Origin of the sequence: Paraliobacillus salinarum, from assembly GCF_014083865.1 — a bacterium.
Classification (GTDB): domain Bacteria; phylum Bacillota; class Bacilli; order Bacillales; family Amphibacillaceae; genus Paraliobacillus; species Paraliobacillus salinarum.
Map to the genome: position 1 here is coordinate 91,588 of NZ_JACEFA010000005.1, position 16,772 is coordinate 108,359.

The 16,772-nt window shown below is 35.6% G+C and carries 21 protein-coding genes and 1 other annotated feature; all 21 genes read left to right on the forward strand.

Annotated elements, in window-relative coordinates; translation table 11 throughout:
- The first annotated feature begins 12 nt into the window (after positions 1 to 12).
- A complete protein-coding gene (gene mreC / locus HP569_RS07000; RefSeq protein WP_182200457.1) occupies positions 13 to 897 on the forward strand; it encodes a rod shape-determining protein MreC in 885 nt (294 codons plus the stop codon).
- Complete coding sequence (gene mreD, locus HP569_RS07005; protein ID WP_182200458.1) at positions 897 to 1,427, forward strand: rod shape-determining protein MreD; 531 nt, start codon at positions 897 to 899, stop codon at positions 1,425 to 1,427. The genes mreC and mreD overlap by 1 nt, the downstream gene beginning before the upstream one ends.
- Before the next feature lie 126 nt (positions 1,428 to 1,553).
- A complete protein-coding gene (gene minC / locus HP569_RS07010; protein WP_182200459.1) occupies positions 1,554 to 2,240 on the forward strand; it encodes a septum site-determining protein MinC in 687 nt (228 codons plus the stop codon).
- Positions 2,233 to 3,030, forward strand: coding sequence for a septum site-determining protein MinD (gene minD / locus HP569_RS07015; RefSeq protein ID WP_182200460.1), 798 nt, complete (start codon positions 2,233 to 2,235; stop codon positions 3,028 to 3,030). The genes minC and minD overlap by 8 nt, the downstream gene beginning before the upstream one ends.
- Positions 3,031 to 3,180: 150 nt before the next feature.
- Complete coding sequence (locus tag HP569_RS07020) at positions 3,181 to 3,954, forward strand: M23 family metallopeptidase (RefSeq protein WP_182200461.1); 774 nt, start codon at positions 3,181 to 3,183, stop codon at positions 3,952 to 3,954.
- A complete protein-coding gene (locus tag HP569_RS07025; protein ID WP_182200462.1) occupies positions 3,941 to 4,789 on the forward strand; it encodes a M50 family metallopeptidase in 849 nt (282 codons plus the stop codon). The genes HP569_RS07020 and HP569_RS07025 overlap by 14 nt, the downstream gene beginning before the upstream one ends.
- Positions 4,790 to 4,807: 18 nt before the next feature.
- Positions 4,808 to 6,259: a ribonuclease E/G gene (locus HP569_RS07030; RefSeq protein ID WP_182200463.1), complete on the forward strand. Its 1,452-nt coding sequence runs from the start codon at positions 4,808 to 4,810 to the stop codon at positions 6,257 to 6,259.
- A 36-nt stretch (positions 6,260 to 6,295) separates the two neighbouring features.
- Positions 6,296 to 6,373, forward strand: a sequence feature (ribosomal protein L21 leader region).
- Positions 6,374 to 6,389: 16 nt separating this feature from the next.
- A complete protein-coding gene (gene rplU, locus HP569_RS07035; RefSeq protein WP_182200464.1) occupies positions 6,390 to 6,698 on the forward strand; it encodes a 50S ribosomal protein L21 in 309 nt (102 codons plus the stop codon).
- Between the two features lie 11 nt (positions 6,699 to 6,709).
- Positions 6,710 to 7,042 (forward strand): ribosomal-processing cysteine protease Prp, encoded by a 333-nt coding sequence (locus HP569_RS07040; RefSeq protein ID WP_182200465.1) that lies wholly within the window; start codon positions 6,710 to 6,712, stop codon positions 7,040 to 7,042.
- Between the two features lie 14 nt (positions 7,043 to 7,056).
- Positions 7,057 to 7,353, forward strand: a complete 297-nt coding sequence (gene rpmA / locus HP569_RS07045; RefSeq protein ID WP_182200466.1) for a 50S ribosomal protein L27 — start codon at positions 7,057 to 7,059, stop codon at positions 7,351 to 7,353.
- A gap of 165 nt (positions 7,354 to 7,518) precedes the next feature.
- Entirely contained in the window at positions 7,519 to 8,046 is a 528-nt protein-coding gene (locus tag HP569_RS07050; RefSeq protein WP_182200467.1) for a Spo0B domain-containing protein, read from the forward strand.
- A gap of 12 nt (positions 8,047 to 8,058) precedes the next feature.
- Positions 8,059 to 9,339 (forward strand): GTPase ObgE, encoded by a 1,281-nt coding sequence (gene obgE, locus HP569_RS07055; RefSeq protein ID WP_182200468.1) that lies wholly within the window; start codon positions 8,059 to 8,061, stop codon positions 9,337 to 9,339.
- Between the two features lie 65 nt (positions 9,340 to 9,404).
- Positions 9,405 to 9,854, forward strand: coding sequence for an ACT domain-containing protein (locus tag HP569_RS07060; RefSeq protein WP_182200469.1), 450 nt, complete (start codon positions 9,405 to 9,407; stop codon positions 9,852 to 9,854).
- Positions 9,855 to 9,866: 12 nt separating this feature from the next.
- On the forward strand, positions 9,867 to 10,721 hold the full coding sequence (gene pheA / locus HP569_RS07065) for a prephenate dehydratase (RefSeq protein WP_182200470.1): 855 nt from the start codon (positions 9,867 to 9,869) through the stop codon (positions 10,719 to 10,721).
- A gap of 473 nt (positions 10,722 to 11,194) precedes the next feature.
- On the forward strand, positions 11,195 to 12,220 hold the full coding sequence (gene safA, locus HP569_RS14535; protein WP_182200471.1) for a SafA/ExsA family spore coat assembly protein: 1,026 nt from the start codon (positions 11,195 to 11,197) through the stop codon (positions 12,218 to 12,220).
- A complete protein-coding gene (locus HP569_RS07075) occupies positions 12,213 to 13,169 on the forward strand; it encodes a phosphotransferase (protein WP_182200472.1) in 957 nt (318 codons plus the stop codon). The genes safA and HP569_RS07075 overlap by 8 nt, the downstream gene beginning before the upstream one ends.
- A gap of 30 nt (positions 13,170 to 13,199) precedes the next feature.
- Complete coding sequence (nadE, locus tag HP569_RS07080; protein ID WP_182200473.1) at positions 13,200 to 13,943, forward strand: NAD(+) synthase; 744 nt, start codon at positions 13,200 to 13,202, stop codon at positions 13,941 to 13,943.
- 125 nt (positions 13,944 to 14,068) lie between these two features.
- The gene (locus tag HP569_RS07085) at positions 14,069 to 14,806 is read left to right on the forward strand and encodes a YebC/PmpR family DNA-binding transcriptional regulator (RefSeq protein WP_182200474.1); all 738 of its coding nucleotides are present in this window, start codon (positions 14,069 to 14,071) and stop codon (positions 14,804 to 14,806) included.
- Positions 14,807 to 14,903: 97 nt separating this feature from the next.
- Positions 14,904 to 15,233, forward strand: a complete 330-nt coding sequence (locus HP569_RS07090; RefSeq protein ID WP_182200475.1) for a hypothetical protein — start codon at positions 14,904 to 14,906, stop codon at positions 15,231 to 15,233.
- A 164-nt stretch (positions 15,234 to 15,397) separates the two neighbouring features.
- Positions 15,398 to 15,967, forward strand: coding sequence for a BofC C-terminal domain-containing protein (locus HP569_RS07095; protein WP_182200476.1), 570 nt, complete (start codon positions 15,398 to 15,400; stop codon positions 15,965 to 15,967).
- A 187-nt stretch (positions 15,968 to 16,154) separates the two neighbouring features.
- On the forward strand, positions 16,155 to 16,766 hold the full coding sequence (ruvA, locus tag HP569_RS07100) for a Holliday junction branch migration protein RuvA (protein ID WP_182200477.1): 612 nt from the start codon (positions 16,155 to 16,157) through the stop codon (positions 16,764 to 16,766).
- Positions 16,767 to 16,772: the final 6 nt, after the last annotated feature.

A 16,772-nucleotide genomic window follows, 5' to 3' on the forward strand; every position in this document is an offset into this window, starting at 1 on the left:
GGGTGTTCATGCATGTCTTTTTTTCGCAGGAAAAGATTATTTACCATACTAATAGGAATCATTATCCTTGTTGGCTTGATTGGATTCTCGATGAGTGATCGAGAAAAACTATCTGCTCCAGAGCAATTCGCTAAGGATGCGACAGGATGGTTGCAACAAATTATTCATACACCAGTTGAGTATGTGTCATCTATTTTTACCGCAATCGATGATATGAAAAATGTGTACGATGAAAATCAGCGATTAAAGGAAGAACTTAATCAGTATCAACAAACACTTTATGAAGTACAAGAGCTTCGTAAAGAAAATAAAAAGCTGGAGTCAATCATAGATAAAACAGATTCTGATAATATTGATGCTTATCGACCGATTCAGGCATCTGTTACGTCAAGAAGTCCTGAGCAATGGTTTAAGCAGGTTACAATTAACAAGGGAACTCAAGATGGGATAAAGAAGAATATGGCTGTTATTACAGGTGAAGGAATGATTGGTAAAATTCAATCGACTTCACAATTTTCCTCTACTGTACTATTGTTAAATGGTTTTGACCGTTCTAATCGAATTTCAGTTAAAGTAAATTTACCTGATAAAGAAGAAGATGCTAGTGGATTTATCTTAGGCTACGATGAAGAAAGAGAATCACTATTGCTTGAATTCACTGACTATGATCATGAAATTAAAGAAGATTCATATGTCTTCTCTTCTGGTTTAGGTGGTGTGTTTCCAAAAGGATTAGAAATAGGGAAAATAACCGAGGTTACAATGGATCAGTATGGATTAAGTAAAGTAGCATATGTAGAGACGTCTGCAGATTTGTCTGACATCTATCATGTTATAGTAATTGATCGACAAATGGATGGTGCAATAGAAGAAACAGAAGGGGAGGACAAAGAGTAATGTCACGTATTTATATTCCACTCTTACTCCTTTTCTTGTTTGTAATAGAAGGTATTGGTTATGACTTTATTCCAAATGCTATGCTGCAACAAGGCTGGTTACTTGTTGCACACTGGGCATTTATCTTCATTATTTTAATGGGATTATTTTATGATTTAGAAAAAACATACTACTCTATTTTGGCTGCAATTATCATCGGTTTAATGAGAGATGTTATCTATACAGATATAATCGGTGTCTACATGTTTGCTTATGGTCTTGTTATCTATTTCATTCATGGTGTTCGAAAGGTATTACACGCTAACTTTTTTGTAACATTATTGCTTGTAATCGTAGGTGTTATATTAGTGGACAGCGGTGTATCTTTTGCGTATTATTCTATTGGAATTAATAAAATGCTGTTTACCGATTACCTTTTCAGTCGGCTTTTACCAACTCTTGGCTTTAATATTCTTGTTTTTTGTTTGTTATACCCTATTTTTAAGAACCGTCTTTTAACCTGGTCAGAAAACCGTTTTTCCAACAAATAATTTTTGACAAGAGTATTATAAACAAATAGCTACTGTATTTTTAAAATATATTATGTTCGCAATAAGTGTATTTTAGCTATTATTTAAAAAAATGTTAATGATAAAGAAGAATGAGGTGAACCAACCGTGACAAAAAGTAAGCAACTGATTACAATTAAAGGAACACGGGATGGCTTAACATTGAATATAGATGATTCCTGTTCGTTTGGGACAGTGTTAAATGAATTAGAGCGCGTCTTATCGACTGAATATATGGATGAAGATGCTCCTATGATCACCGTGACAATTCACCTAGGTAATCGGTATTTACATAAAGAGCAAGAACAGGAGCTTCGTGATTTAATCAGAAGTAAACATAAGTTGGTAGTACAAGCTATAGAATCAAATGTTCTTTTAAAAGAAGATGCTTTAACATGGAAGAATGAAAGTGAATTGAAAGTTATTACTAAAATGGTTCGTTCAGGTCAGGTGGTTGAAATCGTAGGTGATGTGTTACTAATAGGTGATATCAATCCTGGTGGAAAGTTAGTAGCAACCGGTAACATCTTTGTTTTAGGTAGTTTGCGCGGGATTGCCCATGCAGGTACTCACGGAAACCGACAGGCGGTCATTGCTGCGTCTTATATGCAACCAACACAATTGCGCATCGCAGATCATATTAGTAGATCACCCGATTATGAATCCACAGGTGTCTATATGGAATGTGGCTTTATTGATGAAAAGGAAGAAAAAATAGTCATTGATCGATTGCAAATTCTTACACAAAAAAGACCAGATTTAAATGGGTTTGAAAGGAGAATTTTAAATGGGTGAGGCAATTGTAATCACTTCTGGGAAAGGTGGCGTTGGTAAAACAACGACAACCGCCAATCTAGGAACGGCATTAGCATTAAATGATAAGAAAGTTTGTTTGATGGATACAGACATAGGGCTTAGAAATCTTGATGTAGTGATGGGATTAGAAAACCGTATTATCTATGACATCATTGATGTTGCACAAGAACGGTGTAAACTAAAACAAGCATTAATTAGAGATAAGCGATTTGATTATTTGTATTTGTTACCAGCTGCGCAAACAAGTGATAAAACAGATTTAACACCTGAAGCAATGGTGAAAATGATTTCAGAATTAAAACAAGAGTTTGATTATATTTTAATTGATTGTCCTGCTGGGATTGAACAAGGTTATCAAAACGCAGTTGCTGGAGCAGATAAAGCGATCGTTGTAACAACACCTGAGAAATCAAGTGTACGTGATGCGGATCGTATTATCGGTTTATTAGAAAAAGAGGATATTGAACCTGCAAAACTAGTAATCAATCGAATAAGAAATCATATGATGAAAAATGGAGATATGCTAGATATTGATGAAATCGTACAAATTTTATCAATCGAACTTCTGGGTATTATTGCTGATGATGATGAAGTAATTAAGGCATCAAATCATGGTGAACCTGTTGCGTTTCAACCAAACACAAAAGCATCTATTGCATACCGTAATATTAGTAGACGAATCTTAGGGGAATCAGTACCTTTACAATCCTTTGAAGACGAAAAAGGTATGTTCTCAAAAGTGAAAAAATTCTTCGGCATGCGTTCATAAAAAAACAAAAAGTATTTACGCTCAAACGTAAATACTTTTTGTTTTGGTCGTAATCTTAATGGAACTAAAGTGAATTATCAAAGTCTGTTCATATTAAACCTATTTTGTTCATAGACTTGTACAAATCGTTTATGAAGGATAGTGAAGCTAATGAAAAAAGATGTGGAACAGATTAGAAAAGAAATCGCCCGACGTAAACAAAAAAAAATACCAGCTAGTCAAAGAAAAACAAACCACTTACCAACGTCTACTAATAGATATTTTTTAGACGATGAAGAAAAACACGGTTACATGCCAACATTTGCATCAACTTCTACATCTTCAGATAAAAACAAACGAAACGCCTCATTTTTATTAAAATCAATGATTGCCGCAATTATCTTTATGTTTTTTACAATCAGTCATCAAGTCGACCAGTCATGGTTAGCTAAACCGAAGCAATGGGCGACTACTGCTTTGACTGAAGAATTCCCATTTGCAACCGTCAATCATTGGTATCAACAACAATTTGGTTCACCATTAGCATTGGTTACTAATGATACAACAATACAAACGGAACCTGTTTCTGCTTTACCGGTAAACGGAACGATTAGTGAGTCATTTCAAGCAAATGGACAAGGGATTATGATTAAAGCGGACGAGCTTTTAAAGGTATACGCTATGGATGGTGGAACGGTTATTTTTGCCGGAAATGATAGAAAGACAAACAAAACGATTATTGTGCAACATCCCGATAAAAGTACATCGATTTATGGAAACTTATCTGACATTCAGGTTAATCAATATCAATTTATTAAAGCAAATCAGCAAATAGGTGTATTTTCTCCGTCAAAGGACAATGAAAAGGAGCTGTACTTTGCTATTAAGAAAAACAATCAATATCTTGATCCAGTGCAGGTGATTCAAGTTGATGATGCTTCGTAATCAACTGCCACCACTTGTTATTCACCCAACTTTATGGTTTAGTTTAACCGTTTCGTTATTGACTGGTACGATCATGGAATTCATCATCATTTTCTCGATTGTATGTATACATGAATCAGGGCATTTTGTTGCGGCCAAATTTTACAAGTGGAAAATAAGAAAGGTAATGCTATGGATGTTTGGGGGAGTGATGGAAACAGATGAATATGCAAATCGTCCCTTGCATGAAGAAATGGTCATAACATTAGCCGGTCCCTTTCAACATATAGGGATATTTTTTTTATTGCAATGGATCGAGCAACATGCTTTACTTTCAGATTCATTATTGAGTTTGGCTTATCAATATAATTGGACGATTTGCTTTTTTAATCTACTGCCTATTTTTCCTTTAGATGGTGGGAAGATTTTATTGACCATTTTATCTTTTCAATATCCATTTCGTAAAGCACATTCGATGACAATCATTACATCCATCATGTTCTGCCTCTTTTTAGTAGCTTTCATGCTATATGAACAAACCGTAGCATTTAGTACATTATTATTATTTGCTTTTATCCTATGGGAAAATCGATTAGAATGGAAACAACGCTTTTATGTGTTTATCCGTTTTTTATTGAATCGACAACAGACAAAGTATGCTAAACAAAAAAAGCGACCCATTATAGTACCGACACAAACGAAATTAATTGATTTATTTAGTCAATTTCATAGAGGCTACCATCATGAGATCTATGTTCAGAATAGTTTACGTGTGAGGAATGAAGAGCAATGCCTTTATACATATTTCATATTGAAAAAGTATTTAGCAACGGTTGAAGACGTGCGTGAAAATTAGTAGAAATGAGGTTTATCTGTGGTTTCCCTTTATATCTTTGATGAAACAACCGAAAAAATAGCCATAGCTATGGAGGACAATCAAGTAAAAGAACTGTTGATCGATCGTCCAGACCACCCGCAACAAGTTGGCAATATTTACTTAGGAAAAGTAGAAAACATTGAAAAAGGCTTACAAGCAGCTTTTATTGATTTTGGGGCAGAAAAAAAAGGGTTTTTACAACGAAAAGAGCTGCCTTTTAGTCCAGACAAACGAATAGAATCCATTATAACAGAAGGACAAACATTGATCGTGCAAGTGATGAAAGATGCATATGAATCAAAAGGGGCCAAATTAACAGCTAATATTACTCTACCTGGCCAGCACCTCATTTATTTGCCATACGGAAGGCATGTTGTTGTTTCTAAAAAACTGTCTGCGTCAATAATTGAATCTAAAAAAGTATTGCTCACTACACTGCGTGAAAAAGAGGAAGGAATCATTGTTCGGACAGCTGCTTCAGAGGTAGAAGACGACATACTTAAAACAGAATTTCTTCTTTTACAGGCTCAGATGAATCAATTATTCCATCAGGTTAAATTAAGCAAGGCTCCGTCTCTACTTTTTAATGATTCGGTTGCTGATCGACTAATACGTAGCTACAAACTGGATGAGATTAAAGAGATCAATCTAGATAGTAGTTACCGTAGTAAGCAATTAAAAGAGCGGTATCCAACAATGGCAAAATGCATTAAGTATAAAAATGCACTAGAACAAGCTTTACCAACATCAATGGATCAACTGTACAAGCAATTACTTGATCCAACAGTAACTTTGCAAAATGGAATTACTATAACAATAGAAGAAACAGAGGCAATGGTTGTCATTGATGTGAACTCTGGAGGTTTTACTGATAGTTATCACCATGATAAAACTTATGTAAAAACGAATATTATCGCAGCAAATGCTATTGCTAAACAAATTCGTTTACGTAATTTATCTGGTATTATTATCATTGATTTTATAAATATGAAATCTACTAAAGACCAACCGAAATTAGTTCAGGCATTAAAAAAAGCCCTTAAGTCTGATCGTGCTCATTCTGTTATATACGGATTTACGAAGTTGGGTCTACTTGAGTTAACGCGTAAGAGGGAAGCTCCTTCCATTGCTAAATTACTTGGTGAAACAGTCGAAACTAAAAAAATTAATTATTCCCCAATTTCTTTTGTGTTTAGTTTGGAACGTACATTGTACCAATATCAATCAAATAATGTGGAGGCATTACTTATTCAAGTAGAACCAAAAGTAATTGAATTGTGGCACCAATATATCGATCATGAAAAGATAGAAGCGAATATTCATTTATCGATTTATTTTGAGCATTCAAAAGGCGTAAAAGGGTTTCACATTAAACGAGCAGGGACAGAACAATTAATTGATGAATATATCGAAAAGAATAAGGATCGAGTTATTGACAAACTAGTTTGATTCATGATAATATCAATACGTTATTCATCGTAGCACCCGTTGCTACAACCGCACAGAACAGGTAACATATAAGTTGTATTTTACAACACCTGTATGGCGAGTCTGAGTTTTTGAAGGAGGTGCAGGTAGTATGTACGCTATTATTGAAACTGGTGGTAAGCAAGTTAAAGTTGAAGAGGGACAAACAGTTTATGTTGAGAAATTAGAAGCAGAAGCTGGAGAAGCAGTAACTTTTGATAAAGTACTTTTCGTTAGTGGTGATGATGTAAAAGTCGGAGCTCCTTACGTTGAAGGTGCAACCGTTGCGGCGAAAGTTGAAAAGCAAGGTCGTCAAAAGAAAGTAACTGTATTCAAATACAAACCTAAAAAGAACTACCACCGTAAACAAGGTCATCGTCAGCCATATACAAAAGTAACGATTGAAAAAATCAATGCGTAAGGTTGACTCATATGATTAAAGTTACGATTTATCGTAAATCGGATAAGAAAGTTTACGCTTTTGAGTTAAGCGGACATGCAGAAAGTGGTCCTGCTGGTCATGATTTAGTTTGTGCAGCAGTTTCAGCCGTTTCGTTTGGGTCCGTAAATGCTGTAATAAAGCTTTGTGAGATTGAGCCAATTATTGGCCAAGGTGGCGAAGGTGGATATCTACATGTCGAGCTTCCTGAAAAGTTAACGACAGAGACACGCAGACGTGCTGAGTTGTTACTTGAAGGAATGATTGTATCATTAGAAACCATCGAACGTGATTATGGTCGATATATTACCATCTCTGAAAAATAAGGAGGTGCAAACCAATGCTACGTTTAGATTTGCAATTTTTCGCATCTAAAAAAGGTGTGGGTAGTACAAAGAACGGTCGTGATTCAGAGTCAAAACGTCTAGGCGCGAAACGTGCTGATGGGCAATTTGTTTCTGGTGGATCTATTCTTTACCGTCAACGCGGAACAAAAGTATATCCAGGCGTCAATGTAGGACGTGGTGGAGACGATACGCTTTACGCTAAAACAGACGGTGTTGTTCGCTTTGAACGTGTTGGACGTAACCGTAAAAAAGTGAGCGTATATCCATTGCCAGAAACACAAGAAGCATAATATTCACAAACGATTTTGTGATAAAAAAGAAACCAAACTATTCTATATTTGAATAGTTTGGTTTCTTTGTTTTTTATCCAATACAATTATAGGCGATATATTTTCTTTTAACAAACACCTATTTTTGCTATACTTTTAATAATGCAGGATAAGGTGGTGTAACCTATGGATGAACAAGAAGTAATGAAACTATTGCGTCACTATCGTCATGATTGGATGAATGAGTTACAAATTATTTTAGGGTATGCGCAAATGGGTAAATTAGATAAAGTGGAAGAAAAGATAAAAAGTTCAGTGGAAATAGCAGAAAAAGAACGTGAATTACAACGCCTACCACTACCAAAGACAGCATTACGAATTATACAATTAAAATGTTATTATGAAAACTTTCGAATAGATTTTTTAATTCAGCAAGAAGGAACAATTTCTGCTGATGATGATCAGCTAGTTACTCAATTGGATCAACTAATGAATTATTTTGTTGAACATAGTATCAAAACAACACTTTATCATGGTACAATAAAACTTCATCAAGCGAAGGATAGCCAATTACAGCTGTCTTTTGATATCAGTGATGAATTTCTTGAAAGAGAAAACTTGTTAAAAAAAATATCAAAAATCGATCACTCTATGGTGATGGAAAAGCGTTCATATAAAGAAGATTACATAAATTTTTTATGGACAGTAAATTGAAGAGGTGACAATATGTTTGTCGATCAGGTTAAAGTATATGTAAAAGCAGGAGACGGCGGTAACGGCTTAGTTGCATTTCGTCGTGAAATATATGTTCCAATGGGAGGACCAGCAGGTGGCGATGGTGGTAATGGGGCAGATATTGTTTTTGAAGTAGATGAAGGGTTAAATACCTTAATGGACTTCCGATATCAACGTCATTTCAAGGCAAAACGTGGAGAGAATGGAATGAGTAAAGGCCAGCATGGTAAAAATTCCGCACCAATGATATTAGCTGTACCTCCAGGAACTACAGTGAGAGATGAGCAAACTGGAGAAGTATTAGCAGATCTAACAGAACATGGCCAACAAGCTGTGATCGCAAAAGGTGGTCGCGGTGGTCGTGGTAATATCCGTTTTGCTACGCCTCGAAATCCGGCACCAGAGCTTGCAGAAAATGGTGAGCCTGGAGTAGAGCGAGATATTATTATTGAATTAAAAGTATTAGCAGATGTTGGTTTAGTAGGTTTTCCTAGTGTAGGAAAGTCCACCTTGTTATCTGTCGTAAGTGCTGCAAAACCTAAAATTGCAGACTATCATTTCACCACATTGGCTCCGAACCTCGGTGTGGTAGATACTAGTGATAACAGAAGCTTTGTTATGGCGGATCTTCCTGGTCTTATTGAAGGAGCAAGTGAGGGCGTTGGCCTAGGCTATCAATTTTTACGACATGTGGAACGAACAAGAGTGATTGTGCATGTGCTTGATATGGCAGCAATAGAAGGACGAGATCCCTATGAAGATTTTGTTACGATTAATGCAGAGCTTCGTGACTACGATGAAACGTTAATGCAACGCCCGCAAATTATTGTAGCAAATAAAATGGACATGCCGGATGCAGAAGATAATTTAGAGATGTTTAAAGAACAGTTAACTGAGGACTATCCGATATACCCAATTTCCACTATAACTAAAGATGGTGTACGTGACTTGTTATTTGCGATCGCTAATACATTAGATGAGACACCTAAATTTACAAAAGCAGTTGAAGAAGCACCGAAACGTGTGGTTTATCGTCACCAAGCAGAACCAGAGGCATTTAAGATTAGTCGTGATTCAGATGGTGCCTATGTACTAACAGGTGAAAAAATTGAAAAACTATTCAAGATGACAGACTTTTCAAGAGACGAATCAGTGCAACGTTTCGCTCGCCAAATTCGTGGAATGGGAGTAGATGATGCACTTCGTGAAAGAGGCGCGGTAGATGGAGACACGATTAGAATATTAGATTATGAATTCGAGTTTATCGAGTAAATAAATGGCCGAATGTTAAACATTGATCAATCTTCGGTCTTTAACAGTAAAGGGGAATGTTTAGCATGCAAGAAAAAGAAGATACCTTTTATCTCATTCGAAGTGATTTTCTCCCAGAATCGATGCGCAAAACACTTGAAGCAAAACAGTTACTAGACAGAGGTAAAGTAAACTCTGTCTATGAGGCTGTTAAGCAAGTCGATTTATCGAGGAGCGCTTTTTATAAATATCGTGATGCAGTATTCCCTTTTAAAACAGTTGTTCAAGAGCGTATTATTACATTATTTATCCATCTTGAAGATCAAGCAGGTGCGTTATCCAAGTTATTAACCACAGTAGCTGGGGCCGGAGGAAATATACTAACGATTCATCAGACCATACCAATACAGGATAAAGCAAACGTAACACTTTCACTAGACGTACAACAAATGCAAGTTCCCATTGAACAACTTATGAAAAAGATAAAAGAGCTTTCATTTATAGAGAAAATCGAAATTGTAAGCTCAGGTGCGTAAGGGGGAAAAGAAATGACAGAACGAATTGGTTATTTAGGACCGAAAGGCACATTTACGAAAGCAGCAGTAGATGCTATTTTCAATGGGGAAGATAAACAAGCTTATCGGACCATTCCAGAATGTATTGATGCGGTAAAACAAGGATATGTCACTTTTGGTGTATTACCATTAGAGAATGCACTTGAAGGTACTGTGAATTTAACAATAGATTATTTAATCCAATATAAGATGTTAAAAATAGTTAGTGAAGTCGTTGTTCCTATTTATCAGCATTTAATGGTACACCCAGCTAATAAACAAGCATGGAAGAACATTTCGACTGTCTATTCACATCCTCATGCGCTTGCGCAGTGTCATCGCTTCTTACATAATGATATGAGGCATGTTACAGCAGAAACGTTTACTTCGACTGGAGCAGCAGCAAAATATGTGAGCGAACATCCAGAGCTTCAGATTGGTGCGATTGCCAATGAATTAGCTGCCAAGGAGTATGGATTGGAAATTGTGAAACCAGACATTCATGACTTCTCTAACAATCATACGAGATTCGTTGTTTTACACAAAAACGATAACGCGATACGATCCAAGCGATTAAAAGAATCTGGTTTTAAGACGACATTAATGATTGCTTTACCTACAGATCATGCTGGTGCACTTCACCAAGTCTTATCGGCTTTTGCTTGGAGGAATATTAATTTATCTAAAATTGAATCAAGGCCAATGAAAACAGGGTTAGGCAATTATTATTTCTTGATTGATATTGAACAAAAAATGGATGACATTTTAATACCGAACACGATCTTAGAGCTTGAAGCACTTGGTTGTTCTGTAGAAGTACTCGGGAGCTATCCGTATTATCTTTATTAAAAATAATTTAGCGAATATAGCATAAAACATTTAAATAAAATCGCCATTGAATGAATATAATCAATCAACGGCGATTTTTTATTTGTCTTAAAAAATAAGGAATGATACGGCTCTATACTAAATGTGATAGCAAATGCTATTCTTTCAACGCTGGAAAAAGAGAAAAAGGCTAATTCGAACAAAAGGAAAGAAAATCAGGTGATGAATGATCGAATTAATGGCTGATTCGAACAAAAGGGAAGAAAACCAAGTACTGGATGACCAAATTATAAGTTCTTTAAAACCATTGTAGCAAAAAACAAATTATGAGTGTTTATAAACTTTATTAAATGAACATTCGTGTAATAACATCTATATCCTATATTTTTTTGAGAAAATTAATCAACTTTTTAGGGCATTCGCATATCTTGTTAATGAATTAGACTACTAACTATTTTGTTTTACTGATTAAAATAAAGGAAGGAGTTACAATATTGAAAATTCATATCGTACAAAAAGGGGATACTCTTTGGAAGCTTGCTGAAAAATATGATGTAGATTTTGAAGCGTTAAAACAAATGAATGCGCAATTAGCAAATCCGGGTATGATTATGCCGGGAATGAAGATTAAAATCCCTTCTTCTAACAACCAAGTACAAAAACAACCAACGATGGATAAAACTATACACCCTTATAAGAATACGTCACCAAAAGCAATGCCGGTTGTAAAAGAGGATGATAAAAAAACAGCACCAGTAGTAAAGAAAGAAATGCCAAAGCCTACTCCTAAAAAAGAGGTGCCGATGCAACCAGTTCAACCAATTCAAATGCCTAGCCTACCTGACTTTTACTCAAACCAATATAATATTGATGTAGATATAGAGGATAATGATACCGAGATCAACCAGTATGCTTTTCATCATCAAATGAATCAACAACCAGCCCAGCAACAGCCTGTACAACAACCAGTTCAAAAGCCTGTACAACAGCCAATGATGCCTATATGTTATATGATGCCACCATGTATGCCGATGTATCCTATGCCACACCCTCAACCAATCATGTACCCAATGCATGCGACGCCAAATCAATGTGATCACCCTGTAGATCCATGTGAAACTTTCCAATCACCGCAGCAATGGATGCATAATCAAGAACCTACGATGCCATCCTTTTATCAAGGTGAAGAACAAATGGAATCTTCAAGTGTAGAGATGCCGCCATTACCTAATCAATCGATGGCAATGCAACAACCGAGTCAGCAAATGCCATATGGTGATTGGTCACAAAACATGCAACAAGCTCCAATGTGGTCGCCTCAGCAACAGAGTCCAATGCAACAAGCGCCTTACATGGGAGAGCAAGGGCCAGGTATGCCACACCAAATGATGCATCATCCGCCTTATCAACCAATGCCGTTTCAACAACCTGGAATGCCAATGCCGAATCAAGGAAATATAAATCCGTATCAGCAACAAAGCGTATATCCTTACCGTGAGAGTTGCGAGGAAAATGAGTAACAACGGAAAAGACGATTCAATCTTGAATCGTCTTGTTGTTTTTTTAAAAGATGAAGCATGTTTATCCATTCAATCAATTAACTTGATAAAGCCAACTATTTATTTCATCATCGATCAACATAATCAGCAATTCATTTTAAAGGGATATCGAAAAAATGAAACAATTGATAAGCAATTAGAATTGTTTAATCAATTAGATGCATCCTTTGTCATACCATTTTGTGCTTTTCCAAATAAAAAGCAATACCTTTTATGGGAAGGATACTATTGGACATTACAGAAATATTGTTCGGGAAGAAAATTGAATTTTAATAATAAAAAGGACAGAGATGATGCTTGGAAAACAATGAAACAATTTCACAACCAAACAAATGAACTAAATCTGACAAGGAAGTCTAGATCAACTGATTTTATATCAAAGTGGCAGGGTAGATTAGATAAATGGAAACAGTCAAAAGAGTTAATTAATTACCTAGGATTTCCTATTCTTTATGATGAAATAGAGGAACAGTTACTGCATAGTATAGATGCGTTTCTATCTATTAATCAGCCAGCGATTGAAGAAAACCCACTATATCAAACAAATTGGATTCACGGAGATGTTGCTTCTCATAATTTTTTGAGAGATAATAAAGGTAACGTATACTTAATTGATTTCGACTTATTGTCAGCATCTCCTAGCATTTATGATGAGATACAACTCGGACAACGTTATTTACCTTACATTGGGCATGATTTTAATCAACTAGCTGATTATATAGAACCAGGAAGTACACAAGCGTATCAGCTTTTTCGTGTTGCTTTAACGATTCCTGCTGATTTTGTCAGGGAATGGTGGTATTTTGTTGTTAAAACGAATGAGTTAACTAAAATCTCACATTTTTTAATTGATTTTCAGTTAAGTTGGGAGGAAAGAAAGCAATTTGTTAGAAAGATAAACAAAACATGATTTAGTTAAATGTGAAAAGGGGTAAAACAAATGCAAGAAATAGCAGACAAACTCGTAAAATGGCTACAGCAACAACTACAATTAACTGGTATGAAAGGACTGGTCGTTGGCGTCAGTGGGGGGATTGATTCAGCGGTCGTAGCTAATTTAATTAAACGTGCAGCTCCGAATGCTTCACTTGGGGTTATGATGCCGTGTAATAGTGATCCACAAGACCTCATCCATGCACAAAGTGTGGTTGATGCTGCTGGAATTGATCATTTGACAATTGACGTCACAAAGTCACATGCAGTCATGCTAGAAGAGGTTAAAGAGCAACTAACAAAATCGAATATGTTTCATGAGGAAAACTATCGTCTGACTGATGCAAATTTACGTGCTCGCTTGCGAATGAGTGCGTTGTATAGTGTAGCATCCAATCACAATTACTTAGTAGTGGGGACAGATAACGCGGCAGAATGGTTTACTGGTTATTTTACAAAATATGGAGATGGCGGTGTTGATTTAGGTCCTTTAATTCATCTGACTAAAGGAGAGGTAAAGGAGCTAGCACACTATCTTAAAGTTCCAGTTGAAGTGATTGACAAGCAACCTAGTGCCGGACTTTGGGAAGGTCAGACAGATGAGAATGAAATGGGAACAAGTTATGACATGATAGATAATTATTTAAAAGGAAATCAAATCCCTGAAAAGGATAAGGAAATTATTGAGCAATTGCATAATAGAAGTGCTCACAAACGACAATTACCAAAAACACCGGAAGATTTTAGTTAGAAAATCGAGAAACCTCTTTGTAGATTAAAGGGGTTTCTTATTGATTTATCGCTTTATTTTTTCGCTAGTGATAGATGTGTTATAGTTTTAACCAATGATGATTTGTCAGAAAGGAGTTCATAAAAATGGCAGGACACTCTAAATGGAAAAATATTCAACGCAGAAAAAATGCACAAGATGCCAAAAAAGGAAAAGTATTTATGAAAATGGCAAAGGAACTTTATGTAGCGGCTAAAGAAGGTGGAGGAGACCCTGAAATGAATCCTTCCTTGCGACTAGCTATTGATAAAGCAAAAGCAAGTAATATGCCAAATGATAATATAGAACGTGCAATAAAAAAAGCAACAGGCGATTTAGATGGAGCAAATTATGAAGAGGTAGTCTATGAAGGATATGGACCTGGTGGAGCTGCTGTTATGGTGGAATTGTTAACTGATAATAAAAATAGAGCAGCTGCAGATGTAAGGCATAGTTTTTCAAAGCACGGAGGAAACCTTGGGGAAAATGGCTGTGTTGCATTTATGTTTGATCGTAAAGGATATATTGTAGTCGAACGCTCAACCACATCAGCTGATGAAGACGATATGATGCTCCTTGCAATCGAGGCTGGGGCAGAAGAAATGGAAACGACAGAACAAGTTTTTGAAATTTATACATCACCGGAACAGTTTCAAGATGTAAAACAACAACTTTTGGATAATAATTATCAATTGTCTATTGCAGAAGTTACGATGTTTCCTCAGACATATGCTTCCTTATCAGAGGATGACGAAACCAAAATGATAAAGTTGATTGAACGATTAGAAGATTTAGAGGATGTACAAGAAATTTATCATAACGCAGAATTAGTTGATGAATCATAATTTAAATGTTCGTATATAAAGAATAGCTTTCTTTTTGTTTCTAAACGAATGGAGTTAGAATATAATAATATTAAAAAATACAACGAGGTGTCTAATCATGGATGAATCAAGTGATTATGAAGATTTTCAAGGTCAACAGATTCTAGAAAAGGAAGCAGCAATTAATGAATTAGAAAACTTTCATTTCGATGATAAAGAATATTATCTTGTTTATCAAAAAGAAAACCAGCCGGCTCAAAGACAAATGAAATTTAACAAAGTAGAGAAAAAATCAAAAAATACGTTTGCGATTGCAATGCAAACAGAAGACAAGGTCAATTCAATTCGTTGCTATTATGGTGAAGAGATCCTAATCAGTCGAGATGAAATTATACAATTAATAATTATAAAACCAGGTTCCGACGAATTTGTTGTGTATACAGATTGATGTTTTATAGTTAGTTACAAAGTAATGAACAAGCTTGGCTATATTTTATATAGGTAGATTGTTATAGAAGAGCATAAACTTCATTAAATTGGTTAAACATAGATGTAAAAGCTATTTATCAATGATTTAGTAAGATAATTCTATGTTTGACCGAGGTGATTAAAATGAAAAGTAAATTTCAATTATTCGTTTTTGCTATTCTGTTGTTTTTAGCGGGATTTAGTACACACGCTGCCATTGTTAAAGAGAATGAATCAGCAGATGATTTAGAAGATAAAACAACAGAAGTGACAAATTCTACTCAAGTTGTTGCTAATGAGCCATTACAATTAACAGTCACACTTCAAAAGCAGTATCTTGATGGGAAGATAGAAGAAAGCTCGGAGGAACAAACCATCTATGCTATGGAAGATTTCTGGTCAATGTATGAAGGATGGCAATTGGTGGATCAAAATCAAGAAGAAATGGTTTTTAGACAGCAAGTAGATGATATTTCACCTTATTTAAAGAAGTCTGGCTATTTTGGTTTACAAAATAGTATGCTTTCTATCTTTGAAGGGGAGCCGATTCATCAACAGGTGATTCAATCTTTTTATCAAATCGATACAGAGACCCTTGAAAGTCGACAAATTGAAGCATTAGAAAAAGGTATTCAAATTGAATCGAAAGAAAAGTATTTACAGGTACTTGAAATGTATCGCGATCTCTCACCAACTAAACAAGTGCAAGGATAACAAGCAAAGAGGCTCTAGTCCTTTGCTTGTTTTGTTTGCTATACTAGTAAATGTAATGAGAAAATTTGTCGAACATATGCCTTTTTTTCTTAAAAGAGATAATGTTTAGATGTGCGAACGTATGGTTGTATGCTAGAATGATAGTAGTTAAATGGATTGGTAAGTGGAGAGGGAGTTACGATACAAAATGATAGCATATATATATGGTAAACTAGAAATGATTCATGATACATCGATTGTTCTAGAAACAAATGGAGTCGGCTATGAGCTAATTTGTGCAAACCCACTTCAGTTTCAAAGTAAGTTAGGTGAAAAGATACGAGTATACACGTTTCATTACATAAGAGAAGATGCACAAATTTTATATGGCTTTCAGAATACAGAAGAAAAGATGTTGTTCTCTAGAATACTTCAAGTTTCAGGGATTGGGCCAAAAGGTGCGCTAGCTATTGTAGGAACTGCAGGAGTGAATGATTTCGTTGTCGCAATTGAAACAGAAGATGAAAAATTCCTTACTCGTTTTCCGGGAGTAGGTAAGAAGACTGCACGTCAAATGATCCTTGACTTAAAAGGAAAGCTAGCTACCGAGTTTGGTGTGTCCGCACAGGATAGTGAAGCAGAAACAAATGTGTTGGCTATGGAAAATATTCAAGCACTAGAAGAAGCGTTAGAAGCGCTTCGTTCGCTTGGTTATGGAGATAAGGAACTGAAAAAAATTACGCCAAAATTAAAACAAGAAACAAACGGAAAAACAGATCATTATATTCGAACTGGTTTAGCTTTACTGACGCAAAAATAAGACGGG